General features: G+C 50.7%; 26 protein-coding genes, 1 other RNA gene and 1 riboswitch. Of the genes, 15 read left to right on the top strand and 12 right to left on the bottom strand.

Annotated elements, in window-relative coordinates:
• The first annotated feature begins 156 nt into the window (after positions 1 to 156).
• The 7 genes from KNP81_RS12480 (at position 157) to KNP81_RS12450 (ending at position 6,072) form a co-directional block, all read left to right on the top strand.
• The gene (locus KNP81_RS12480) at positions 157 to 1,038 is read left to right on the top strand and encodes an SMP-30/gluconolactonase/LRE family protein (RefSeq protein ID WP_214720185.1); all 882 of its coding nucleotides are present in this window, start codon (positions 157 to 159) and stop codon (positions 1,036 to 1,038) included.
• Between the two features lie 12 nt (positions 1,039 to 1,050).
• A complete protein-coding gene (locus KNP81_RS12475; RefSeq protein WP_021067530.1) occupies positions 1,051 to 1,314 on the top strand; it encodes a hypothetical protein in 264 nt (87 codons plus the stop codon).
• 103 nt (positions 1,315 to 1,417) lie between these two features.
• On the top strand, positions 1,418 to 2,611 hold the full coding sequence (locus KNP81_RS12470; RefSeq protein ID WP_214720184.1) for a GTP-binding protein: 1,194 nt from the start codon (positions 1,418 to 1,420) through the stop codon (positions 2,609 to 2,611).
• Positions 2,612 to 2,672: 61 nt separating this feature from the next.
• Positions 2,673 to 2,773, top strand: a riboswitch (TPP riboswitch).
• A gap of 82 nt (positions 2,774 to 2,855) precedes the next feature.
• Positions 2,856 to 3,449, top strand: coding sequence for a YkoF family thiamine/hydroxymethylpyrimidine-binding protein (locus KNP81_RS12465; protein WP_214720183.1), 594 nt, complete (start codon positions 2,856 to 2,858; stop codon positions 3,447 to 3,449).
• Positions 3,442 to 4,017 (top strand): ECF transporter S component, encoded by a 576-nt coding sequence (locus KNP81_RS12460; protein ID WP_214720182.1) that lies wholly within the window; start codon positions 3,442 to 3,444, stop codon positions 4,015 to 4,017. Before KNP81_RS12465 ends, KNP81_RS12460 begins: the two co-directional genes overlap by 8 nt.
• Positions 4,010 to 5,338, top strand: a complete 1,329-nt coding sequence (locus tag KNP81_RS12455) for an ABC transporter ATP-binding protein (protein ID WP_214720181.1) — start codon at positions 4,010 to 4,012, stop codon at positions 5,336 to 5,338. The genes KNP81_RS12460 and KNP81_RS12455 overlap by 8 nt, the downstream gene beginning before the upstream one ends.
• A complete protein-coding gene (locus KNP81_RS12450; protein WP_214720180.1) occupies positions 5,338 to 6,072 on the top strand; it encodes an energy-coupling factor transporter transmembrane component T family protein in 735 nt (244 codons plus the stop codon). The genes KNP81_RS12455 and KNP81_RS12450 overlap by 1 nt, the downstream gene beginning before the upstream one ends.
• Before the next feature lie 15 nt (positions 6,073 to 6,087).
• Here KNP81_RS12450 and KNP81_RS12445 read toward each other — a convergent pair whose 3' ends face one another.
• Entirely contained in the window at positions 6,088 to 6,675 is a 588-nt protein-coding gene (locus KNP81_RS12445) for a DUF1643 domain-containing protein (protein WP_021067524.1), read from the bottom strand.
• A 34-nt stretch (positions 6,676 to 6,709) separates the two neighbouring features.
• The gene (locus KNP81_RS12440; protein WP_251128793.1) at positions 6,710 to 7,402 is read right to left on the bottom strand and encodes a lytic transglycosylase domain-containing protein; all 693 of its coding nucleotides are present in this window, start codon (positions 7,400 to 7,402) and stop codon (positions 6,710 to 6,712) included.
• A gap of 78 nt (positions 7,403 to 7,480) precedes the next feature.
• Between KNP81_RS12440 and KNP81_RS12435 the strand changes: the two genes are divergently transcribed.
• The gene (locus tag KNP81_RS12435) at positions 7,481 to 8,179 is read left to right on the top strand and encodes a CPBP family intramembrane glutamic endopeptidase (protein ID WP_214720179.1); all 699 of its coding nucleotides are present in this window, start codon (positions 7,481 to 7,483) and stop codon (positions 8,177 to 8,179) included.
• Here the strand turns inward: KNP81_RS12435 and KNP81_RS12430 are convergent.
• Positions 8,136 to 9,035, bottom strand: a complete 900-nt coding sequence (locus tag KNP81_RS12430) for an alpha/beta hydrolase (RefSeq protein ID WP_021067521.1) — start codon at positions 9,033 to 9,035, stop codon at positions 8,136 to 8,138. The genes KNP81_RS12435 and KNP81_RS12430 overlap by 44 nt on opposite strands.
• Before the next feature lie 183 nt (positions 9,036 to 9,218).
• Here KNP81_RS12430 and KNP81_RS12425 point away from each other — a divergent pair, with 183 nt between their 5' ends.
• Complete coding sequence (locus KNP81_RS12425) at positions 9,219 to 9,647, top strand: hypothetical protein (RefSeq protein ID WP_214720178.1); 429 nt, start codon at positions 9,219 to 9,221, stop codon at positions 9,645 to 9,647.
• A gap of 54 nt (positions 9,648 to 9,701) precedes the next feature.
• On the opposite strand, the gene KNP81_RS12420 is transcribed toward KNP81_RS12425, so the two are convergent.
• From KNP81_RS12420 to KNP81_RS12400, 5 genes are all read right to left on the bottom strand, one after another.
• A complete protein-coding gene (locus tag KNP81_RS12420) occupies positions 9,702 to 10,349 on the bottom strand; it encodes an ABC transporter ATP-binding protein (protein WP_214720177.1) in 648 nt (215 codons plus the stop codon).
• Positions 10,346 to 11,353, bottom strand: a complete 1,008-nt coding sequence (locus KNP81_RS12415) for an ABC transporter permease (RefSeq protein ID WP_214720176.1) — start codon at positions 11,351 to 11,353, stop codon at positions 10,346 to 10,348. Before KNP81_RS12415 ends, KNP81_RS12420 begins: the two co-directional genes overlap by 4 nt.
• A gap of 67 nt (positions 11,354 to 11,420) precedes the next feature.
• Positions 11,421 to 12,767, bottom strand: a complete 1,347-nt coding sequence (locus KNP81_RS12410) for a sensor histidine kinase (RefSeq protein WP_214720175.1) — start codon at positions 12,765 to 12,767, stop codon at positions 11,421 to 11,423.
• Positions 12,764 to 13,429, bottom strand: coding sequence for a response regulator transcription factor (locus KNP81_RS12405; protein ID WP_214720174.1), 666 nt, complete (start codon positions 13,427 to 13,429; stop codon positions 12,764 to 12,766). The genes KNP81_RS12410 and KNP81_RS12405 overlap by 4 nt, the downstream gene beginning before the upstream one ends.
• A 62-nt stretch (positions 13,430 to 13,491) precedes the next feature.
• The gene (locus KNP81_RS12400) at positions 13,492 to 14,382 is read right to left on the bottom strand and encodes a hypothetical protein (protein WP_214720173.1); all 891 of its coding nucleotides are present in this window, start codon (positions 14,380 to 14,382) and stop codon (positions 13,492 to 13,494) included.
• 169 nt (positions 14,383 to 14,551) lie between these two features.
• On the opposite strand from KNP81_RS12400, the gene KNP81_RS12395 reads away from it, so the two are divergent.
• On the top strand, positions 14,552 to 14,959 hold the full coding sequence (locus KNP81_RS12395; RefSeq protein ID WP_214720172.1) for a hypothetical protein: 408 nt from the start codon (positions 14,552 to 14,554) through the stop codon (positions 14,957 to 14,959).
• Positions 14,960 to 15,066: 107 nt separating this feature from the next.
• On the top strand, positions 15,067 to 16,521 hold the full coding sequence (locus tag KNP81_RS12390) for a S8 family peptidase (RefSeq protein WP_214720171.1): 1,455 nt from the start codon (positions 15,067 to 15,069) through the stop codon (positions 16,519 to 16,521).
• A gap of 38 nt (positions 16,522 to 16,559) precedes the next feature.
• Here KNP81_RS12390 and KNP81_RS12385 read toward each other — a convergent pair whose 3' ends face one another.
• Complete coding sequence (locus KNP81_RS12385) at positions 16,560 to 16,964, bottom strand: hypothetical protein (protein ID WP_214720170.1); 405 nt, start codon at positions 16,962 to 16,964, stop codon at positions 16,560 to 16,562.
• 121 nt (positions 16,965 to 17,085) lie between these two features.
• On the opposite strand from KNP81_RS12385, the gene rnpB reads away from it, so the two are divergent.
• Both rnpB and KNP81_RS12375 read left to right on the top strand, forming a co-directional pair.
• Positions 17,086 to 17,453, top strand: an RNA gene (gene rnpB, locus KNP81_RS12380) — RNase P RNA component class B.
• Between the two features lie 106 nt (positions 17,454 to 17,559).
• A complete protein-coding gene (locus tag KNP81_RS12375) occupies positions 17,560 to 18,726 on the top strand; it encodes a THUMP domain-containing class I SAM-dependent RNA methyltransferase (RefSeq protein WP_214720169.1) in 1,167 nt (388 codons plus the stop codon).
• A 66-nt stretch (positions 18,727 to 18,792) separates the two neighbouring features.
• Here the strand turns inward: KNP81_RS12375 and KNP81_RS12370 are convergent, their stop codons facing one another.
• Positions 18,793 to 19,728 carry a tyrosine-type recombinase/integrase gene (locus KNP81_RS12370; protein WP_214720168.1) on the bottom strand — a complete coding sequence of 312 codons (936 nt, stop codon included), beginning with the start codon at positions 19,726 to 19,728 and terminating at the stop codon, positions 18,793 to 18,795.
• Between the two features lie 419 nt (positions 19,729 to 20,147).
• Here KNP81_RS12370 and KNP81_RS15340 point away from each other — a divergent pair, with 419 nt between their 5' ends.
• Complete coding sequence (locus tag KNP81_RS15340) at positions 20,148 to 20,495, top strand: helix-turn-helix domain-containing protein (protein ID WP_251128792.1); 348 nt, start codon at positions 20,148 to 20,150, stop codon at positions 20,493 to 20,495.
• A gap of 22 nt (positions 20,496 to 20,517) precedes the next feature.
• A complete protein-coding gene (locus tag KNP81_RS12360; RefSeq protein ID WP_214720167.1) occupies positions 20,518 to 21,045 on the top strand; it encodes an ImmA/IrrE family metallo-endopeptidase in 528 nt (175 codons plus the stop codon).
• Positions 21,046 to 21,446: 401 nt separating this feature from the next.
• Here the strand turns inward: KNP81_RS12360 and KNP81_RS12355 are convergent, their stop codons facing one another.
• Together KNP81_RS12355 and KNP81_RS12350 are read right to left on the bottom strand one after the other, a co-directional pair.
• Positions 21,447 to 22,424: a hypothetical protein gene (locus KNP81_RS12355; RefSeq protein ID WP_214720166.1), complete on the bottom strand. Its 978-nt coding sequence runs from the start codon at positions 22,422 to 22,424 to the stop codon at positions 21,447 to 21,449.
• Between the two features lie 45 nt (positions 22,425 to 22,469).
• Positions 22,470 to 23,828, bottom strand: coding sequence for an SNIPE associated domain-containing protein (locus tag KNP81_RS12350; protein WP_214720165.1), 1,359 nt, complete (start codon positions 23,826 to 23,828; stop codon positions 22,470 to 22,472).
• Positions 23,829 to 24,579 lie beyond the last annotated feature (751 nt).

Genomic DNA, 24,579 nt, shown 5'->3' with positions numbered 1-24,579 from the left:
TGATTCAAGGAGTTTTTTTGTCTTCTGCCCTAGAAGGATGCCGGCCCGGTTCAATATTTTTCTTCCGAGCGGTTGCTATTTTGGGAAATGTTGAATAGAGATTGCCCCCTCAGGGAATAGTCACTTGAAATCAATGTAGAGAGTGGAGGCAATTCAATGGAGACAGTAAACGCTGCGTTATGGATTCGAGTTCGAAATACGCTTGGGGAAGGGCCGTGTTGGGATGCGGAACTGAAACGCTTCTATTGGGTCGATATCGAGGGACATACACTCTGGTGGTACGATGAGAAAGAAGATGAACTGTCGTCGTTCGATATGGGACAACAGATCGGGTTCGCGGTCCCGAAAGTGACGGACGGCGTCGTCGTCGGCTTGAAAGACGGGATTTATGAGTGGGACGAGACGTCAAAAGAGCTCGATAAAATCGTCGAACTCGACGACCCAGAAGGAAAGCTCCGCTTCAATGACGGCAAAGCCGACCCGTACGGACGCATCTTCGCCGGCACGCTCCATCTTGAAGACGAGGCGGAACAAGCGACGCTATACCGTCTGAATCGCGACGGCACGACCGAGGTCATGTTGAGCGAGTTGACATTATCGAACGGACTGACATGGTCACCCGACCATTCGACGTTCTATCATATCGATACACCGACCGAGACGGTCCGTAAATACGCCTTTGACTTGAAGACGGGTACGCTCGGCGAAGGGGAGGCCATCATCGATTTCACAGTCGAAGAAGGATTCCCGGACGGCATGACGTCCGATGAGGAAGGGTTCTTATGGATTGCGCACTTTGCCGGCGGCCGCGTCTCGCGCTGGAACCCGGAGACGGGTGAAAAAGTGCTCGAGGTGCTCGTGCCGGCCCCGAACGTCACGTCGTGCTGTTTTGTCGGCGACAACTTGAACCAACTCGCCATCACGACGGCTCGTGAAGGGATGGATGACGAGGCGCTCAAAGCCCATCCGGACGCAGGGTCGGTCTTTAAAATCGATACAGACGTGAAAGGGATGCCGCTCTATCGGTTTGGACGATAAGGAGGTAAAGAAATGGTGAAGCGATTGCTCGTTCGTGCAGGCATCGGTTTGGCACTCGCGGCAGTGGCCCGGGTCGGGATCCAAAAACTATTGGATGCGAACCGGGAAGACGACCACACGTATTTGAATCCGCGCTGGGATGAGGCCCCGAGTGTCGATGCCGATAAGGATGAGGATGAGGTCGGTCTGACGCAGCTCGATTCGATTTATCGGGCCGAGTGGCAGGCGAACACGTATCCCCGCTCCGAGGCGGAACGCAAGGCGTTGGAAGAATAGGGAAAGGAACACGTCTGGGAACGGGCGTGTTTTTTTCTTGACAAGACAATGGTGACCCGTCATTATCTAAAAAGTAATGATTACGATTTAGGAGTGGGGATATATGAAACGAATTCCAATCACGGTGCTGTCCGGTTATTTAGGGAGCGGCAAGACGACGTTGATGAATCATCTGTTGAACAATCGGTCAGGTAAGAAATATGCGGTCATCGTCAACGACATGAGCGAGTTGAACATCGACGAACGATTGATTGAGCAGGGCGGTTTCTCGCGGACGGACGAAAAATTGGTCGAGCTATCGAACGGCTGCATTTGTTGCACGCTTCGTGAGGACCTGCTCGAAGCGGTACAGGACATCACGAACGACCGTGAACTCGACGGGATTATCATCGAATCATCCGGCATCTCAGAACCGATTCCGGTCGCTCAAACGTTTACATACGCCGATGACGCCCTCGGGATCGATTTAACGAGCCGCGTCTATATCGATGCGATGGTGACCGTCGTCGATGCATATCGATTCTTGAAAGATTTTAACTCGGGCGAGTCACTCCATGAACGCAAGCAGGCCATCGATGAGACGGACGTCCGTGAAGTCGTCGATCTGCTCGTCGATCAAATCGAGTTCGCGGACATCATCGTCTTGAACAAGGCGGACCGCGTGACAGAGACGGAAGTCGACGAGATGGCCGGGCTGTTAAAGGCGCTCAATCCTACCGCCAAACTGTTGACGTCGGTCCTTGCGAACGTAGAATTGACCGAGCTGTTAGACGTCAATCTGTTCGATTTCGAGCAGGCGATGCATGCCGCCGGCTGGATTCACGAGCTTGAGGCGGAAGTACATACGCCGGAGACAGAAGAGTACGGCATCAGCTCGTTCGTCTATCGTCGACGCCGTCCGTTCCACCCGGAGCGGCTTCATGCGTGGATCGAGGCGTTCCCGGAACAAGTCGTCCGCGCCAAAGGGTTCTTATGGATTGCTTCTCGAAACGACCTCGCCTGCCTGTTCTCGCAAGCGGGGTACGCCTCGACGCTTGAACACGCAGGACGTTGGCTCGCGACGCTGCCGAAGGAAGAGCGTCGTCTTATGTTCGCAGCAGAACCCGAGCTCGCCGCCGATTACGTCGAGCCGTACGGGGACCGTCAGACGGAGCTCGTCTTGATTGGGCAGCGGATGGAGCGTTCGGTCATCGAGGCCGGACTCGACGCGTGTCTGTTGACAGACGAGGAGATGACCCTCGATTGGACGACGTTGCAAGATACGCTTCCGGGGAACGGTATCGTGACTTTCACATAAACCGTTTACAAATCCGGAGTGGTCGTCTATACTTTTCGTTGCATAGACAACCGCATACATTGGACTACACTAGGGGTGCTTCGGCTGAGATGTGAGCATGGCTCCAATCCCTTATGACTCGATCCGGGTAATACCGGCGTGAGGAAGTGTGGCACTTTTTCTAATGGATTTGTAAATTGGACGAGTGGCCGCATTCTCATGGATGCGGCTTTTTTGTGTACATACAATTAAGGGGGAATAGAACATGAACAATCAATGTGAAAGGAGTCCGATCGTCGGATTCCGCTTTACGCTGAGCCCAATGACGTCTGATTTTGTGAGTGTCATCAAAGGGGCATTGAAGGAGACGAACTTGCAAAACGTCTGGCGACATACCGACGACGTCTCGACGGTCATCCGTGGACGAAGTGAGCATGTGTTCGATGTGGCCAAAGCCGTCCTGTCACATGCGACGAAGACAGGAGAACATGTGTCGATGAGCGGGACGTTCTCGGTCGGCTGCCCAGGCGACACGGCAGGAGACAATCTGCTCGACGTGACGACTGAGCCGGGGAATGGCACGGCGGGCTCGCAGTACGTATCTTCACAATTTGCACTCTATCCGCTCGGGGACCCGAAGTATATGGACATCATCTACGAAGAAATTGCGTTTGCGAAAGAGCGTGGCGTTTTCAATGACTCGATGCATTATGCCTCGGGTATTCACGGCGACATCGAACCGGTGTTTTCATTTTACGAGGCGACGTTCGACCGCGTCCGTGCGAAGACGAGCCATGTCGTCATGACGGTCACGTTCAGCGTGAACAGCCCGTCACACGAGGGACAGCAGCATGCTTAAGTCGTGGAAGTTAAAAGAAATCGTCTTGTTGGCCATTTTATCGGTCGTATTCGCTGTCGTCTATTTGGCGTTCGTCCATGTCGGGAATCTATGGGCAGGCTTGATTGGACCAATCGCGTACGAATGGATTTTTGGGATTTGGTTCATCGTCTCGATTATTGCGGCTTATATCATCCGCCGACCTGGCGCAGCATTTTTGTCAGAAGTGCTTGCGGCGACGATTGAGATGATGATTGGTAACGCGATTGGACCTCGTATTATTTTAGTCGGGATCATTCAAGGACTTGGTGCTGAAGCGGCGTTTGCGGTCACGGGCTACAAGCGATATGACCTTTGGGTGCTCATGCTGGCCGGATTTGGTGCAGCTGCGACGAGTTTCGCGTATACGTATGTCATGGGTGGACTCGTTGCCCTCAGTCCGACATACGTAGCGACGATGTTCGCGTTACGTGCGACAAGCGGAATGCTCATTGCCGGTCTGGGAGGTAAGATTTTGAGCGACTTGTTGCTTCGTACGGGTGCGCTCGAAGGGTATGCCCTCGCGCGTAAGGGACGAGTACATGGTTGAGGCAGAACAGCTGGCGTTCCGCTATCCGGACAAACAGCGCGAAGTATTGACAGACATCACGCTTCAATTAACGGCTGGGAGGACGCTCATCACAGGGGCGAGCGGATCGGGGAAATCGACATTGTTCTCTTTGATGAATCGTCTGTACCCGGATAACTGCGATGGCATCGTGACAGGCAAATTACATTTGTTTGACCGCTCTTACGACACGTATACAGCTGGTGAGGTGAATCGTCGTGTTGGAACGGTGTTTCAAGATCCTGACAGTCAATTCGTCATGCAGACGGTCGAGGAGGAATTGATTTTCACACTTGAAAATTTTGCCGTGGCGAGGGACGAGATGATGGCGCGTGTGGCCACGATTTTAGCGGAATTGCAGTTGACCGATTATCGTGACCGAGTCATTCATGACCTGTCAGGTGGTGAAAAGCAACAAATCGCTGTCGCCTGTGCTTTGATCGGGAAGCCGGAATGGCTACTACTCGATGAGCCGCTCGCGCACCTTGATCCCGAAACCTCAACCCGTTTCGTTCAGTGGCTCGACAACGTCGCACAGACGGTAAACGTTGTCGTCATCGAACATCGACCCTTCCTATGGGGCGGGTTCTTCGATAGAGAAGTGGAGCTCGTGAACGGACGCATCAACTATGACGGACCGTTCGTTGCCCGCCCGGATTATACGTTCTCTCCGGTTAAGGTGACACAAGGAAATACTGTTTTATTTCACGTACCGCAATTGAAACGAATAACATTCAAACTAGCAGCGAGCGAGCTGACCGTCGCCGAGGGTGATCTCATTGCCGTACTTGGTCGAAACGGCAGTGGCAAATCGACTTGGCTCAAGAGCCTTGCCCGCGAACATCAAGAAGTCGGACTCGTCCCACAATCTCCGGCTCGTCTGTTTATCACGAGTGATGTGACACGTGAACTCGCATATGGCCATAATCGTCCGATTGAGGACATCATGAACCGGCTCGGGCTTGGACCGTTTCGTAACGACCATCCACTCTCGCTTAGTCACGGTCAAAAACGAAGGCTCGCCATCGGGGTGATGATGCTCTCGAATAAACGGCTCATCGCGTTCGATGAACCAACTGCTGGACAGGATGAGATATCGCTTCGTGCGCTTTATGAATTGATGGTTGAACGAACCCGCGCCGGCCAGACGGTTCTGTTTGTGACGCACGACCTTAGTTTCGCCAGAATCGCGAACACATATTACTTGATGCGTGAAGGTTACTTGAGTGGGCCATATGATGCATCGCTCTGGAATGAGACAGAGCTTCTACAAGCTCACGGTTTATTGCTGGAGGAATCGTGATGACGTTTCATGAGATGAACCCGACGATTAAATTTCTGACCGTCACGTTGCTCATGTTCGGTCTCGCCTTTATGTACAATCCATGGACGCCGCTTGCTGTATTCATCGGAACGCTTATACTTCAAATTCTCTTTTCTAACGTGAACTGGAAACGCTGGGGGCTGTTCATGATTCCGTTTTTATTCACCGCGCTCGGGACATTGTGGACGACGCTCGTCTTTGGAAAAGAGGCGGGCGGGGAGGTCATGTTCACGCTGTTCGGCAACGACGTGACCGTCGAAAATGTGATGCTAGCATCGACGCTCTCCTTACGGGTATTAGCATTCACCGCGTTATCACTCCTATTCACACTGACGACGGACCCCAAACGGTTCGTCTACAGCTTGATGCAACAAGGGAAGTTGTCGCCTAAAATCGCTTACAGTGTCTTCGTCGGCTTTCGTTTCTTTCCGATTTTGAAGCATGAACTGATGCAGCTGTATGAAACGCATGCTTTGCGAGGCGTTCGTTTAGAGACGCGACTCGATCACATTCGGCACGTTCCGAATTTAATCATCCCGCTTCTGGCAGGATCGATCCGACAAGCGGAACGCATCGCGTTCTCGATGGAGGCACGCGGGTTCACGGGCGAACCACGAGCGACGTATGAAGTCGTCGCCATCACTCGGTACGACTTTCTGTTGGCGTCGCTCTTGATTGTATTGTTCGGAGTGAGCGTATGGATTGGCATATAAACGAAACAAGACGACTCACTCGGAGTCGTCTTGTTTCGTTTCTTTCACGATTCTAAACTTCGGTTTGACCGATTCGTTATTGAACGCCTCGAGCACAGTGTTCTCGTTGGCCATACGAATCTGTTGCGGCTCGCCTTTGGACGTCGTACCGATACAGAACATATGAGCCTCATGGTCGGCGAACAGCGTCTTATACGGAGTCGCATGGTGCATCAAGCGTCCTGGAGAGCCCCAGCCGACGATGATCATCCCGCCGGTCGCCTCAACCTCGTCGAGCGTTTCCTCCACGTAATGAAAGTTGACCTCGTCAAGCTGAGACTCGACGTAAGGCAGATTGTCATTGATGGCAAGCGTCGGGACGAGACTGATAACGCGCATCTCACGAATTGGTTGATCGAGATGGTTACGCATGAGCATATACGCCCGCTGCGTGGTCGTGCCGGACAAGAAGGCATCGCTCATCCGGGGCGAGTAGATAATGACGGCACAGATGACGCCGTCGACGACATCGGTGAATTCGTACGTTCGCATATATCGTTTCGTCTTGTCCTCATTGAAGACCGACTTGACGCGAATCGTCACTTCCTCGATATGGGTGTTCATAATGTTTCCTCACTTTTGCTCAAATAGTGCCAGGTCAGACCCAGCCGGCGAACCATTCCAAATAGCGAATCGTATAGCGGGCGACTTGTTGCGTCGCCGACGCCTTGTCATCTGGTAAATAAGACACGTCAGTTTGATATGACTCATAAAACGACATCACATCGTTGACATACTGCTCACTTCGGTTGTACTCGAAGATGGCGTTCCGAATCGAATCCGTCGAGTCTGCCGTCGTCCCACCGTGCTCACTCAAATAATATGCGGCCGTATGGGCCGAATCGACGAGACTGTGCGGGTCGGCCTGACCGTCGTTGTTGCCGTCCCGTCCGAGACCGCCATACTGTTCGATAAGGGCGAGGTCTGTCAAATCGACTTCATCCTCGGGGACATCTCCTTTTTGGTCGTTGGTGTCGTACTGCCAACCGAGCCACGTCCGCGGCATGAATTGGAACGGACCAATCGCCCCGACCGATGAACGCATCGATGAGCTATGGGAGAAAATCGTCTCGACGCGATGGACCGCGGCGAGGAGTCGCCAATCGACGTCATAGGTCGCCGCCGCATCCTCATAAACGTCACGATGGACGGCGGGGATGCCATGATCCCCGTAATAGGCCCGGTAAAGGGCGTTGTTCACTTTATCATGTTGACCAAACCAGCCGATTGCGCCGAGGCACAGCACGATCACAAGCAAGAGACCGGTCAGTCGCAAAATCAATCGTTTCAAGATTCCGCCTCCTAGCTTTCTAGACAATACCCGAATAGTGTAGCATATAGCTAACAGGAAGGACAGGAGTGGATATTCATGCTCGAACAGGCCGTCTTTACCATCATTCTCGTGTACTTATTGATTGTCCAGTTGTTCAACGCCCGGTTGATGAAACCGATGATTGAAACGCTCGGGCGAAGCCGCGTGTACGATCAGACCATCAAATCGGCGTGGGGACTCTGCTTGCTGTTGCTCGCCCTCGTCTTTTTGTTCCAGGTCCCGCCTGAAGCAGTCGGGCTTGGCTTCGCCCCGGCTGAAGGGGATTTGCGCGCCTGGCAGTTCTTCTTTTTGACGAGTGTCCTCATCTCGGCATTGATTGCGTTCTATCTGCTCGTGAAAACGTCCCCAGGTTTGCGGCGCCGGTTACGGCCATATTATGAGCTCGAGATTGAACGGTTGCTGTTGCCTCAGACGATTCAGGAGGCGAGAGCGTGGGGCGCCGTGTCTTGGACGGCCGGAGTGACCGAAGAGTTCATCTTCCGTGGCGTGCTGCTCTATACGGTCACATTGTGGGTGGACGTCTCGCCCCTGATGCTCGCCTTGATCGGCGGAGCGTTATTCGGGTTGGCCCACGCTTATCAAGGTGTCCGAGGCATCCTCGTGACCGGTCTCGTCGGGTGGGGGCTCGGTTATTTATATGTGGCGATGGGTATCCTCTGGCCGGTGATGATCGTTCATGCCTTGCTCGATTTTATTGCTGGACCGATTCACGTCGTCGATTCAGAAACTGACTGACGGCCGCCTCATACGCGGGCTGGTCTTTCAAAATACAGTTCGTATGTTCCGCGCCGTGGATGAGGGCGATCTCATTTTTGCGATTGAGCGCATTCATCTCGACGGACATCCAGGTAGGGACGAAATCATCCTCTGTCCCATGGATGAACAAGACCGGCACATCGATTGCCGCGAGCGCTCGTTTCGGTCGGACTTGGTGCATCCGGAATCCGGCTCGCGTCCAAAGGAAGTAATTGATTCCCGGCAACAACAAATCACCAGGCAGTCGGTGTAAGACGTTCAACTGATGGCGCATGAGTTGTCTCATGTCGTCGAACGGGCACTCGGCAATCAAAAAATCGACATCTGTCAATGGACCGGCCTGTAAAATCGAGGCGGCGCCCATCGACACGCCATGCAGCCCGACCTCGGAGACGGACTCATTAACCCGCAACCAGTCGACCCAATCTACGATGTCATGTTTCTCATGATAGCCGTACGAGGCGTACACGCCCTCGGATTCGCCGTGGGACCGCAAATCGACGGCGAGCAGATTGTAGCCGAGGCGATGGAACATCGCCAAATGCGGGGCCATGAAGCTGTGGGACGCCGTATAGCCATGCACGAAGACGATCCACTTCGATGAGCCTTCGTTTCGGTAGACACGCCCATAGAGGCGATATCCGTCTTGCGAGCGGAGCGAGACGTGCTCAAATGGCACGTCGTGATAAAAGGATTGATCTTCCTTCGTGTAGGGGGCCAACAGCATCTCGGGCGTCTTGCGTTTCCCTCGTGTCATGCGTTTGAACGCATAGTAGCTGATGGCATAATAGCCAGTGAATAATGTTGCGAGTCCAACCTTCCATCTCTTCTGCATGTGAACCGCTCCTTTCTCCATTATTGTACCCGAAAACGCGTTCCCAATTCACGTGCCATATGGATCATGGTGAGTTTTCAATGACGGAACGCCAAGGCTTATGTAAGATAAGACACATTGTGCCGAATAGAGTTGCCACATATGATGGTAGCGAATAGTCACCAAGTGGGAGGATATGAACCGATGGAGCGACAGGCGATGTATCAATTTTTACAGGCATGTTTGATGGGACAGACGGATTATACGACGACTGACGGGGTGACGTTTTATCGCGCTCCGACGAACGGGGAACGGCAACATGGAATCGTCTTGGACGTGTTAATTGACCGCTACTTATGTCGGCCTGGGCAGGCAATCGAACTATCGGTCCCGGACATCGCCGTTTCCATCGACGTGTCGGCGGACGAAATTGTCCGGTCTGTGCTCGCGCTCGCCCGCATTACTCTCGTCTCGCAACATATCGAGGAGAGATTGATTCGTGTCGTCTCGGCGGGCATCGATGAAGCGGGTCGATTGACGCTCGTCATCGGTTTCAACGCTTGGCTGACGCATCATTTGGACCATCTATCGGGCGAGTGGGTCGAGCTGCCGCCTCGCGTGCACGCCATGTGACATACTTGAACAACAAAAAGGGAAGGCCGCGACCGACGCGGTCTTCCCTTTTTGTTAGTGTCGGGGCGAGGGTTGAAGCTGTCCGTCCTGAAGCAACAGGACCCGGTCGCAGACGTCTAGCATGCGTTCATCGTGAGTGATGACGAGGACTCGACGTCCGTGATTACGTGCTTCAGCGACGAGCAACTCCATGACCCGGCGCCCGTTCTCGAAATCGAGGCTCGCTGTCGGTTCATCGGCCAACAAGAGCCGAGGCCGATTGATGAGGGCACGGGCGACGGCGACACGCTGCCGTTCGCCGCCCGACAAGTGTTTCGGCAGTTGATTGAGGCGATGACTCAGACCGAGGACGTCGAGCAGGTGGAGCGGGTCTTGTTTGGATTCGCTGTCGGCCTGGACGAGCTCGAGTTGTTCTCGAACCGTCAAATATGGAACGAGGTGGGCCTGCTGAAACACGAAGCCGATTTCATTCAAGCGAAGCAAGCGTCGTTCTTCTTCACTCGCAGCGAGCAACTCCCGTCCCTCAAGCTCGATGTGCCCAACATCAGGTTGTTTCAATAAACCAAGAATTTGGAGCAACGTGCTCTTCCCGCTCCCGCTCGGTCCGATGATGCCGATACATTCCCCGGGCTCGACCTGTAAATTGATGCCACGCAAAATGGGCTGTCCGTCATACGTATGGCAAATATTCGTCAATTTCATTGTCCAATTCCTCCTAGCGCGTCGGCGGCGTCAAGCCGGCGTAATTTCCAAAGTGGCAACAGCGTCCCGATGAGTGAGAGGACGGCCATGATCGCACCATATGCGAGCACGTTGCCCAAGTCGAACCGGAACGGGATGGCGTCGGGGACGAACGTGCCGGTGAGCCCTGTCAGCACCGTGGCTAGCAGGCTCGCCGTGAGCACTGTGACCATGACCTGGATGACGAGTGCCGTGCCGATCACACGGGGACGAATCCCGATTGCTTTCAAAATCCCGAGCTCCGGGAGCTTTTGGAGCGTCAACATATAAAAGAACGCGGTCAAGATGAACGCTCCGATGAACAGCAAGAAGCCGCGCATCATCATGAATGTGCCTTGCTCTGCCGTATACCCAGGGACGGCCTCAACGACTTCCTGTTTCGTCATCGGCGCGAGTGAGGTGTCAGCCTTCCCGAGCCAGGCCGAGACGTAGGCGGGCTGACCACTAGACGTCTGGAACGCTTTCCACGTGTCCTGTGTTGCCCAGATGACCGGGGCGTGGCTATAGCGACCGCCCGTCGTCCCGACGACGGTGAATGCATACCCGGACGTAAAGTCGCGAACCGTATCTCCGATCTCGACGTCACCGAGAAAACTTGGGTCGACGAGCACGTCCCCGACGGCGAGGTCAAGCTCGGGGCCGATTGTCGAATCTTTCGGTAGTGTGAATAATGTGGCATCCTGTTTTTTCGTCCCATGGACGAGCGTCATCGATTTGACGCCGAGCGGGGTGAGCGCATCGGGCGTCGGCAGTTCGATGAACGAGCGGGTCAATTGCCCGTCGGCATCATCGGCCAGTTGAAACGACTCGACATCGAGTTCACGCAAGGTGGCCCCGTTATCATAAGCCAGGCCGTCCGCGAGTCCGGTGATCAATGTCGACAACAAGACGATGAGTAGCGTGATCACGAAGATGAGAGAAAATTTTCGTTTTTGCCGCCACATTTCTTTCAATCCTAAATTCATAAAAAAAGCCTCCTTCATAGCGATGAAGGAAGCATAACCGACCAAGATGAACGGAATATGAACATGACTACAACGTGACGTAAAAGACGGTACCCGACCCGAGCTGAGATTCGACCGTCAACGTGCCGCCGTGCAGGTGGACGATATCTCGGGCGATGGCGAGGCCGAGCCCGGTGCCTCGTCCGGATCGTGAGGTGTCTCCTTTATAGAAACGTTCGAACAGCCGTGCCTGCGTCGCTTCATCCATGCCGACACCAACGTCTTGAATCGAGACGGTCGGGCGTTCGCCTTGATACGCCTTGATGGTAATGAGGCCACCGTCTGCAGAAGCGTGAATCGCGTTCGTCAGCAAGTTGGACCACACTTGTGCCAGTAACAGCGGGTCGCCGGTCACGATGAGCGTCGAATCGAGTTCTGTGGCGACAGCAATCCCTTTCTCGTCGAGTTGGAACGTGTGCCGGCGGATGACATCCTCGATGGACGCACGCACATCGACCGGTTTCGTTAACGACACGTTGGCCTCGTCGAGCCGGGCGAGGAGCAGTAACTGTCTCGTCAGCTCGGACAGGCGCGAAGCCTCGTCACGAATGATGGCGGCATGCGCCTTCGCGTCACCGTCGGTTGTCCCGACGAGTTCCGAGGCGTAGCCTTTGATGGAAGTGAGAGGGGTCTGGAACTCATGGGAGACGCTCGAGACAAATCGTCTGCGCTCGCCTTCCGATTTTTCAAGCGAGTCGACCATATCGTTGAAGCGACGGGAGAGCGTGCCAATCTCATCGTTGCGCTCGAGCGGGAGGTCACTCGGCCGTCCCCCGGACGCGACCGAATCGGTCGCCGCGGTCAACGTCCGCAACGGGCGGACGAGTTGACTCGTCGACAAGGCAATCAAGATGAAGGCGAGCCCGGTCAACAAGGCGAAGAATAACCCGACGAATAAATGCAGCTCGCGAATTTGGGCACTCAGGTCGGGACGGATGAAGACGGCATCCTCACCATCGATGCTAAATCCGTACGTATTGACGACCTCGTTGTCGAAGAGTCCGAGCAAAAACAAGTGGAACGGATAAGTGCGCATCCCGTCGTAGGTTTCGCCGGTCCGGATGGAGGCGATGACGTCGGTGTCGAGCCGCTCATCCCGGAACGCTCCGCCATAGCGTTCAATCGTATCGTCCGGTCGTACGACGAACAACTGATAGCCGGTCTGAGCGAGCAGTGTATAAAACATAGACGTCTCACCATCGGTATGGGTCTCGAAGTACGATTTCGCGGCTTCAGCCGTCTGTTCGGTCTTGTCGCTATAGGACGGTTGCCACCACACGTAGTAGGCGACGTTGCTGACGAGCAGGGCGATGGCGCCCGACAACAATAAAATCATAAACACGGTCAAGACAATCCGTGTGTATAGCGTCTTCATGGCGTCACCTTGAGCGTATACCCGACGCCTCGCACCGTCCGAATCATGTTGCCTTCGTCACGGAGGCGACCCCGCAATCGCTTGATGTGGACGTCGATCGTCCGGTCATCGCCTTCAAACTCGAGGCCCCATACTTGCTCAATCAATTCATCTCGGGTGAACACGCGACTTGGAAATGCTGCCAACTGATAGAGCAGCTCGAACTCTTTTTTCGGCAAGTGGATCGTCTCCTCATGAAGTTCGAGCCGATAATCACGCAAGTCGAGTTTGAGCGGTCCGGCAGTGACAACCGTGGCCGCATTCTTGGCGTAACGTTTCGCAACGGCTTGGAGCCGGAAGAGCAGTTCTTCCGGAATGAACGGTTTCGTCATGTAATCGTCAGCCCCGTGCTCAAAACCGCTCCGTTTCTCCTCCCATTCCCCGAGGGCGGTCAATAGGATGACTGGGATATCTGTCAATCGTTTCAGCCGTGAACAGAGCGTTCGCCCGTCTTGGCCCGGCAACAGGATGTCAATCACGGCAGCATCTGCAGGTCGCTCTAAAAACAATCGCTCGGCGACGTTTCCGTCCATGGCCGTGGTGACGGTGTGACCGGCCCGCTGCAGCGTCGTTTCAATCAGATGCAAGATGGCCAGGTCGTCTTCTACAATCAGTACGTGCATGACTCTCTTCCTTTCTCGTGAAGACATCGAAAACAGGTGACCTTTGTCAGGTCACCTGGCCGTTATGTCGTTTTGGTCAGTTCTTTGTGTAGTGCCCGGAGCGCCCGCAGGAAGGCATCTTTGAAATATTTGTCTTCTTGTGCCTCGAGCGTCTCGAGCGCGGTCGTATCGCCGGCGCTCGCTTTGACGAGCAGGTTGACGACCGTTCCCCAGCGCTTGACGTGCTCGGGCTTCGGATGGTCCATCGCGACGGTCAGCGTGAACCAATACGGTTGGTCCCGACGCTGCAACGTGGCAATCATCTGTTTGGCCGTCTGTGCCTCCGCCTCGGACGGCAGCGTGGCCGTGGCGAACCAGCCGAGCAGTCCGGCACTCATCGCTTCGAGTCGAGCCTTGGCTTCTGGCTCGATCGGTTCGCGTCCGAATTCGGAGATGTTGACGAAGACGAGACGGTCCTTGCGATCGAGGTGGGTGATCCATCCTTTGACCGTCTTGAGCTTATCCTTGTCTTTCGACTGGGCTTTGACCGTGTAGCCGTTCAGTTTGCCGATATAAATCCGGAACTGGCCGCGGTCGAGTTGCTTATCGACTTTGAACTCGATGTCCTGACCGACCGTGAACGGTTGGTTCTGTTTGTTGAGCGTCTCGCCTTTTTTCAGTTCTGGCCGACGGACGATGTAGCGGAGCGCTTCTTGCTCGGTCTTGTCGTCGAGCGTCCATAGATTGTTCGGTGTGACATTCTTGAAACGATGCCGGCGGACGAAGATGTATTGATCGAGCGCCTCTACGGCGTCGGTGACGGAATTTTTTCCGCTCAAATAATCGTCGGCGATATCTCGGAGTGTGATTGATTCGAGACGGTCGATATGCCCAACGTACGGGACGTGTCCGACGACGAACAAGGCGGTGGCAATCAATTCACTCTCGCGAGGGGTCAGAGGACGTTTGGCCATGTTGCACTTCCTTTCTTGCATTCATATGAATTAGTATACCAAAAACAAAATTCGACATGTTGTACGAATCGACCAGATGGAAAATTTTACAGGCATACAGGATTTCGTGGATTGATTGCGAATACTTGAATATGATAGAGCTATGCGGATGTTGAGATGAGGTGATGAGATGAAGCTATCGATAGAACCGGGGGATTATGTCGTGTTGATTGAAATCAACAAGGAAGTATTAAAATGTACGTCCCTTGATCAGGCCGACTATGTCGACCGAGACCGCTATGAACTGGTCGGCCGGATGAGTGAACGGCTCCCGGCCGAGGTGATCGTCCCTTCCATCATCGACTATATTCGGTTCGGTAGTGGATATATCGGCGATAATATCGTCTGGGACAAAGAGACGGAATCGTTTTTCTGTCAACAGTTCGAGACGATTGACGGCTCTCCGCTCGGTGAGGACCTCGACGGGTTCACACCCGATCCATATCGGATAGAACTGGCGCGTTATTATACGTATTTGACCATCGGAAAGATTGTCGACTATGAGATGGACGAGCCCGACGAACCGAACTATTGGTGAGCGTCGGAAAAATGTCACAATCTATTTTTCGAAAAAAAAAGGGAAATTGATTCCGTAATTTGAGATAATGGTGGTATCTTAGGAAGTTTGGAATGGAGCGGTAGGCGATGAAGAAAATGATGCTTATGGCGGCGCTTGCGCTGCTCGTGCCGACGTCGGTGGACGCGGCGAAACCGGTCGTGTTGGAGAAACATGGTTACGTCGTGGCCGAGCCGAGGGTTGGGAACCAATATTATATCAAGCAAACGGGCACCGATTTGGCGTGGAACACGACGCGTGGTGCTTCAGACATCGTAATCGCTCTGATTGACTCGTCGGCAGACCGTAGTCATAAAGAACTCTATAATGTCCCTCGCGTCGTCAATTCGATGAAAGGGCCATACAGCGTCGATTATCATGGGACGCATACGGCCGGCATCATGGCGGGTCGTCATAACAAGTTTGGGATGGCCGGACTTGCTCCGAACGTACGCTATCATTTTTATAACGTCTTCTATGGGAAGAACTCGGAGTACACAGATTCTTGGACCGTCGCCAAAGCGGTTGATACGGCCGTGGCGAAGGGGGCGAACATCATCAACCTGTCGCTCGGCGGACAAGATTACGATCAAGTCCTTGCCGATTCGATTCGCCGGGCCCGAGCTAAAGGAGTCATCATCGTCGCGTCGGCCGGAAACGATGGGAAGAAGACCGTCTCGTTCCCGGCCAATATGAAGGAAGTCATCGCGGTCGGGGCGATTGATGCGAACCGTCGCGTCGCTAACTTCAGCAATATGAGCAGCCAAGTCAAAATCGTTGCACCAGGCGTGAATGTCCTCTCACTCGGAGTGAAAAATAGTTTTGTTTATATGGACGGCACGTCAATGGCCGCGCCGATGGTATCGTCGGGTCTCGCGCTCGTCAAGTCGGTCAATCCGTTCTTGACACCGGCCGAAGTGGAAGGCTTGATTCAAAAGATGCCAAAGGCTAGTGGTAAGACATATACGGAGTTGAACACGAAGCGGCTCCTCGATCACACACCGAGACCGATTACCATTACGGCACCTTTAGTAATTAAAAGTAACTACGTTAAGGAAGCAAGAATGACGACTATGAAGAAACAGAACTTAAAATCAACGTATGCACTTTATCAGGGAACTCGAAAAGTTAAGACTCTTTCAATTTCAGATTCACCGTTTACAATGTATGCATCTGGTGACTGGTTACCTTCTGGAAAGTATACCTTGCAAGGCGCAGTAACCGATGGAAAGTATAAACGCTCTTTTACTCGCTCATTTTCTTATATTAGTCCGGTTAAGACAATGGTTTCGATTAAAGCTACAGAAGTCGGTATGTTCGAATTGGCGACGACGCGAAAAGGGGTCGTCACCGTAATCGATGCGAACAAAAAAGTCGTCTATGAGGCGCTTCATGTACCAGGCAAGTTCCCGGTCCGGAGCAACACAAGCGTCGCTTACACGGTTGTCTTGAAACCGACCGACGTCTCTGAGAAAGTGGTGACGGTCAAGTATGCGCCACAACCGGTCCAAGCCGAGACGGACACCTCGGCGGAATCGACATGAAAAAACACCCGGAGCCAGCGCTGGCTCCGGGTGTTGATTTATACTTTCGTGATGGCTTCACCGCTCCAACGAATGTTCGCTTCTAAGACGTTGCCGTTGTCGTCGATATGTTCAAAACTCAGTTTCCCGTCGACGATAATCTCACAGAGACCGACACGGACATCCTCGCTCCATGCGCGACGTGTCTGAGTCGACGCGTCGAACGTCGGAATCGATTCAGGAAAACGTTCCTGTAAGTGGGCCAAGTTATGATGGTCGAAGTGATACGGGCGTTTAGACAGTTCATTCGGTGCTTTAATGTCAAACGGCTCGAATCCTCGGACGAGTCGATTATTCCGGTAGAAGGCGAACACGCCGTTGTTCGGGTGGAGCGCTTTAATGTCATCGATTTCAATCACATAGGTCAGTCGTTGAATCCAACCGTTTTTTGCATCTTGACGCATCAAAATCCCTCCTTGTTCAATGGAACACGCCTTATTTTAGCGCTGACGCCGGTGAAAATCAAGTTCAGGTTCTCGGTTGTCATTTCACGGGTTATCCGCTACAATGGGTAAAGTGACTATGAGGTCTGGGCAATCGCGGGACGCAAGTCTTGAGGAAAGTCCATGCTCGCACAGCCTGTGATGGCTGTAGTGATCGTGCTACACGAAAAGATAAGTGTAGGCAACGCAAGTTGACGGCAGAAGAAGCACCTAAGTCCTCGGATATGGTGCAAGCTTCTTGAAAGTGCCACAGTGACGGAGTCTGATCGGAAACGTTCAGAGTGGAACGAGGTAAACCCCACGAGCGAGAAACCCAAACTATGGTAGGGGAACTTCCTGACTGGAACCGAACGGGACGGAAGGCGCCAATCGGCGCAGATAGATGATTGTCACTCCATCGTGCCAGGGAGACCGTTATGAGCACCGGAGTACAGAACATGGCTTACAGGGCAGCATAGTCTCTCATTTAACATTGACCAGGAGTTCAAGCAATCCTACTTGAGCTCCTTTTTACATGACCATTTTAGGAGTAACACTTATAGAAAGTAGGGATAGTATGGCAAAACGAAAACTGATTGCCACCGCAGCGATGGGCATCGAAGCACTCGTCGCCAAAGAAGTGCGCGACCTCGGCTACACGTGTGAGATAGAGAACGGACGCGTCTATATCGATGCAGAAATGGAAGACATTCCGCGATTGAACCTATGGCTCCGGACGGCAGACCGCGTCAAGCTCGTCGTCGCCGAGTTCAAAGCGACGACGTTCACGGAACTGTTCGACGGTGTCGTCGAATTGCCTTGGAAGGATCTCATGCCGTGGGACGCTCGATTCATCGTCGACGGCCGCTCGGTCAAGTCGAAGTTGTTCTCGATCCGCGACTGTCAGAAAATCACGGAGAAGGCGATTGTCGACGCGATGCAACGCGGATACGATAAGCCGGGCGAGTGGCTGCCGAAGACGGGCGCCTACTATCCGATTGAAGTCGCCTTGTTGAAAGATGTGGCGACGATCACGATCGACACGTCAGGTGACGCGCTTCACCGTCGTGGTTACCGTGAGCTCCACTCACAGGCACCGCTCAAAGAGACGATGGCTGCGGCAATGATTCAGCTGACGAACTGGAAGCCGGACATGCCGTTCTACGACGTCTTCACCGGTTCGGGGACGCTCGCCATCGAGGCGGCGCTCATCGGCCGCAACATCGCGCCGGGTCTCAACCGTGAGTTCTGTTCACAAGACTGGCCGTGCGTGCCGAAGAAGGCCTGGTATGATGCCATCAATGAAGCAAACGATACAGCCGAGTGGGACAAACCGCTTAAAATCTACGGCATCGACCTCGACCCACGCATGGTCAAGCTCGCCAAGGATAACGCCGAGCTCGCCGACGTCCGTGACGCGATCACGTTCGTCCACAGTGACGCGGCTGCCTTGAAGCCGAAAGAAGAGTACGGCGTCATCATCGGGAACCCGCCATATGGGGAACGGTTGCAGACCGAAGAAGAAATTATCGACCTGTACGAGCGGATCGGGCAACAGTTCGCCAAGTATCCGGGTTACAGCGTCTATATGTTGACGAGCTATGAGGACTTCGAGAAAGCGTACGGCCGTCCAGCGACGAAACGCCGTAAGCTGTACAACGGAAATATTGAGACGCAATACTACCAGTATTATGGTTTACGTCCAAAAAGACGCTCAACAGAGACGTTTGTAGAGGGTAAGTAATCACCCATTGCACACTAATTGCACACTTTTTATTTTTTTCTGCCGCAGACACACGAAAACCGCTCCCTAGAGCGGTTTTTTTACGTCCTCGATCATGGTGGAGAAGAGCTCGGCCGTATCTCCCTGAGTAGTGTGCAATACGTGAGCGTAGATATCCATCGTCGTCTTGGCATCGGCATGCCCCAGACGTTCTTGGATGACCTTCGCATGGACACCGGCCTTGATGAGCAGCGTCGCATGGGTATGTCGTAACTCACGCATCGTGATCTCAGGAATCTCGGCCGTTTTGACGGTCAGGGTATGGCGTCGTCGCAATCCGGAATACCAGACATAGGCGCCCTTGATGCCGAGGCAGACAAGGTCCTCGTCGTTGCGCCATCCGAACTTGACCATGTCATACTTCTGACGAAGCCGCGACTTCTCGAGGAAGCGGATCAACTGGTCGGGGATGGTGACGACCCGCACCTTTTTCCCTTTGGTCTGCTCGAACGAATAGCCGCCCTTCGTCTCGATGGCGGTACGGGCAATCGTGATCTGTTTCCGGTCGAAGTCGATGTCGGACCAACGGAGGGACGTCGCCTCGCGGGCACGCATGCCGGTATAGGCGATCAGGTGGACCGCTGTACGATAACCATTCGCCATCGTCTCATCCGCCGTCTCGAGGTAACATCTCAGCTCATCAGGCGTGAGCGTCTTGTATTCTTTTAAGCCCTCCGACAGTTTCTCGACGGCAGCCATCGGGTTGTCACCTTTATAATAGCCCAGACGGCGCGCCCAGGAGAAGAAGCCGACATAGACGCTCCGGCGAATGTTGACGGTGTTCGGCTGTAAGCCAGAGTCGAGGTATTCACGGAGTAAACGTAGGCAGTGCTGCGGTTTCACGTTGTCCATGTTCAGGCGCTTGAACCAACCCGGCACGTTCTCGACTAAACTCGTGTATGAGTGGTACGTCGTCTTGGCCATCGTCGTCTTGATGTAAAACTCGAGCCAGCCATCGAGCACCTCGCCGACCCGTCCTTTCGGACGTACCTTGACGAACTCGCCTTCCTTCTGCGCTCGGATTTGGTCGGCGACCTAATATTCGACCGTCTTCTTTCGCTCGTCGGAGAAGTAGCGCTGCACGCGCTTGCCTTCCTCGTTGAACCCCGGAGAGTCGAACCTCCCATTTGCCGGTCTTCTCGTTCTTCTTGCTGTTTGCCATGATGTTCACTCCTTTGGAATAAGTTTATAAGACGATACGATTTTAAACAAATCGAAAATAAAAAAAGTTAGTTCAACAAATTTGTTGAACTATAAATTATAAGTGTTGACTAGTTCGGTTAGTTAGGTTTATATTATACATAGAAAGTGCAAAATGACTTTCTAAGTCGATAATAACCGACTGCCTCAAAAATTTATCATCAACATTAGGAGGAACTATTATGCTTACTCCATTCGGGAAGTTTTGTCGCAAGCTTCGAATTGATCGCAATGAAATCTTGAAAGACATGGCTTCCAAACTCGGTGTGACCGTATCGTATCTATCGGCGGTCGAACATGGTAAACGTCCTATCCCTAACGAATGGGAAACATCAATCCCGCTTCTGTATCAATTTGACGATATCCAACGATGGGAGCTCAAAGAATCCGTCATAGAGACAGAAAATCTCATCGCCTTTAATTTGAACGAGACAGGCGAGAACAACCAAGTATTGCTCAAAGCATTAGCTAGAAAATCCGAAGACATTTCTGAGGAACAACTGAAAAAAGTCTTTGACATCCTTAAATAATTCCAATAACCCGGAGGTTACGATGACACAATCACAATATAAAACGAAGCCACTATCACGAAAAGACATCAGAGATATAGCGTTTGTATTAAGAGGAATCTTTGGGCAAGGAATGAATATGAATCTAGACATCATTGATGTACTTGAGGCTGGGATGTTCAATTTCTTTGGGGAAGCGTACGAATTGCAAATTGTAGATAGAGATGAAATGCACGAGTACGCTCTGTATCTACCGGATATAAAAACAATTGTGATTCGCGAAGATGTTTATGAACAAGCTCTCAAAGGAAATCCGAGGCACCGTTTCACCATCGCTCATGAAATTGGTCACGCTGTGCTGCATAATGACATTAGGAAGCTTGCACGTATTCAAGGCAAGCTTCCTAATATCAAGGCTTACGAAAATCCGGAATGGCAGGCCAACGAATTCGCTGGTGAATTGTTAGCTCCGGCACATCTAATTGCAGATTTGGACGTTGATCAGATTGTTGAGCAATGCGGAGTTTCTTGGTCTGTAGCGTCGCATCGTTTTAATAACATCCGAAAGTGAGGAGAAAAAAATGGGCAAAAAAAATAGCCCTTGTAGAGGGCCGACGAACTAAGATACATCATTTTGTTTGCTGCATCATGTTCTTGTACATACTTTGCCGAGTGGTGTACTTAAATATGATAACAAAATATTCGGCCCTTCTACAAGTAAAAACTTGTAAAGAAGGGACATGATATATATGTCGAAAATGGTATACAGTGAGAAGTTTGGTTGCTACGGAGTTTTTCGTGCATGGAGAATTGACCCTCGCACCCAACAAAAGATTTATGCGAAGACATATGGCAAGAGAGCCTGGTTCATCCCTGTGGACGAACTTGAATCAGAAACTGAAAAGTAATTAAAAGAAACCTTTTACGTATCTTTGCAGCAAGATTACGTAGAAGGTTTCTTCTTTTTTTCGTTTAATCTTGAAGTAAGTCAGGCTTCACATCTTCGATTATTTCCTCACTGAGGTAGTTAAATGAGATTTTAAATGCTACACTCGCACTTACAACTGACTCTATTTTTGTCTCTGTTACACTCATTTTATATTTAATTAGTAAGGATGAATTAGTTTTCAATTGTTTTTCTGTCTTGTATTTTACATTGAGTGTTAAATTATTGATTAAATTAATATAGTCTGCCTCTTCAAAACTTCTTAAAACAGGTGACATTGTCTCTGATAATGATCCCTCTACTTTTTTTGCAACGTACTGATGAAAATAATTTTTTCGTCTGAGAGCATGATCAACTATAATCACCTGAGCAAACGAAGGGAAATTCACTTTAAAAGTTTCATTGTTCCTCAAATATGTATTATAGTTTTTAGAATCATCTATAGATAATCTTCTAATCGAATCCTCGTCAATAAAAGTTATATTCAAGGTGTCTACAAGTCCGATTACTTTAGTTTTATAATCTTTTTCGAAGCGAAGTAAATAGCCACTTGAGTTAAAAAGTTGATTATATAATACGCCAGATTTTATTGGATTATGTTCAAACAAGAAATCTTTATCTTCTAAGTTGAACCAAGAGTTTATATTGTACGCATTTCCTTGTCCGATGTTTACTAAAGAAAAATGTATAGTACCAGTGTAAGGATTTAGATCTTCTTTGGAGTAAGAAGTAATGGATTGAAGATTAAGTTTTGCGTGTGTTTGTATAGGGAGAACGGTCGGAAGCTGATTATACTCCAATTCTTCTCTCATTAATTTTGTTTGTTCATCAGCTAGCAAAGCAGCTGCACTAGATATTTCTGCAGACTTTTGGGCACTTTTTGATGCTTTGGCACTTATGAAAACAGCAATTAAAGTTAATATAGCAGCTATTGCACTGATCAAATCAGACCAACCAAAGTCTCCGTTCCACTTAAAAAATTGAACATCCATTAAAATTTGCACTGTAAATTCTCCCCTTGTTTCAAAACGTAAAATTTATTAATAAGCTTAATACACTGCAACCTTCTTTTCAGAGATGATTTGAAGCGTTCGATTATACTCTTCAGCCTGCGCGAGCATAGTGATTTCAAGCGTCTGATCGAATTCCTGCTTGATGACGTCGGCGACCTCGTCGATGTTGACCTTGAAGAACTCCTTACGGAAGTTGACCTGGTTCACGCGACGGTCAGTGAAACGTTTGTGCAGCTTGTTCTCGAGGTTCGGTGCATCCTCTGAGAAAATCATGGCATGGATGTCGAACGTGAACGGAACCGATGCGCTCCCGAGCTCACGGATCCGATCGAGCGGCTCGAGACGACGGGTCATGCTGATTTTGTAGACATGTTCCCCGAATGACCCGATGTTCGAAATGACATAGACGTAACCGGCGCGCGTGTTGCGCTCACGATTCTCGATGTCGCCTTTGATCTCTTCGACTTCTTGAAGTTTCGCCTCAAGTTCCGCGATCTTCGCCTCGAGTGCCGTACGCTCAGACTCGCTCGCGTTCTCGATCTTGGTGCGTGCAGCGAGTAGGGCGGCCTTGAAATGAGTCTCTTCTTTTTCGACCTTTTTCCGAGCCTCCTCAATCTCTTTCAAGACACGAGCTTCTTCACGCATCTGCTCTTTGATGGCTTGTTGCTCCTCTTTCTCTTCCTGCTTCTTCACGCGATATTTATACATTATAGTAAGTTCATCGACTTTTAGTTTTTTGTACTCTGTTGTCATGAAGACTGTTTGCATATCTGTCAAGGAGTTCAGCTGATGAAAACTTTTTTGAACTTTTTCGACAGATCGTTCAAAATTTGTGTGTTTGACTCCAGAAATAATCACATCACACTCGTTATTAAAAGCTCGTAGTAACAATTTAATTGTGTCGTTAACAAATTCCTTACCTTTCTTTTTGTCGCCATCAACTGTGTAAGCAGGTGGATGTGTAGTTGCATTTTTATTTTTAATAAGAGCTTTTTGTTTAGCGCGCACAGAGCCGAGTTTAGCTTTCAACTTCTCCGATGAATCTTCATCGCTTAAATAACGCGGTGGTGAATAAAGTCCATGCTCAAGTGAATTCAATATTCCTTCGTATTCGCCAATATCAGATTTCAATAGAACACATTTACTCTGCAACGAAGAAATTTCATTACGAAGTTTACCATGTTCTAATTTCAAAGCTTCTGTAATAGACTCCAGTTCTTCTTTATGAGACTGAAGATTTTTTTGATTCTCCCACTTGATGAATTCTGATTCCTTTTTCAGGTCTAAATACTGAACCTCTTCCTTCGTCAGCTCAATCCGTTCGATCTCTTTAGTCAAACGCTCGACTTCCTCCCGGTTCTGCCGGGCGTTCATGATATCTTGCCACCAACCCATGTAATTCATCTCCCTCCAAAGTTTTACTGAACATGAAAAAGTGGCAGGACGATTGTTTCGCCTTGCCACTTTTTTATTACTTGCTAAATCAATAGGACATTGCGTCTATGTAATTATCCGAATACAAAATAAGTGTACCATTCAGAATATAGAGCACCCATATTTTTCAAATGAGAATCATTCGACAAAAATATGCTATTTTTGGGACTTTGTCGAACATCTCAGATTGTCTCAATGGGGAAAATTGTTGAAAATATTTTGTGTTGGGCTCATACTGAGTACATAAATAGGAACAAACGTTCCTAATATCTTGTTTATAACATAATTATAGTATGTTTATAACATTTTTATGTTGTTTCATATACTTCAAAGATATAATTGAATATTTGGATTTTATTGACTGTGATTCAAAATGTGATGGTATCTTTAGGGTACAAAATAAATACATGAACGGTCGTTCGTAAACGGAGGGGTTTTGGTGAAGTTACTAGATAGAACAGTACACCTTGTCATGGATCTTACAGATGAAATAGAGGAAATGAGTCTGAAGTCATTGTATGGACAAGACTTGGACTACGTGTCTGAAAATGGTGAGAAGTACAGAATTATAATCGCCGAAAGAACTTGAATATGACGAACAGAAAAGACCCTCAGACGAATTATGAACTGAACCCCGAATGATGGACACTTGAAAAAAGTGCCTCACTCGGGGTTTTTCGTGTGCGCATGAATCGCTATAATGAACCTATTC

Origin of the sequence: Exiguobacterium sp. s149, assembly GCF_018618395.1 — a bacterium.
In the GTDB taxonomy this organism is placed as follows: domain Bacteria; phylum Bacillota; class Bacilli; order Exiguobacteriales; family Exiguobacteriaceae; genus Exiguobacterium; species Exiguobacterium chiriqhucha.
This window is presented reverse-complemented; position numbering and strand designations above follow the sequence as displayed.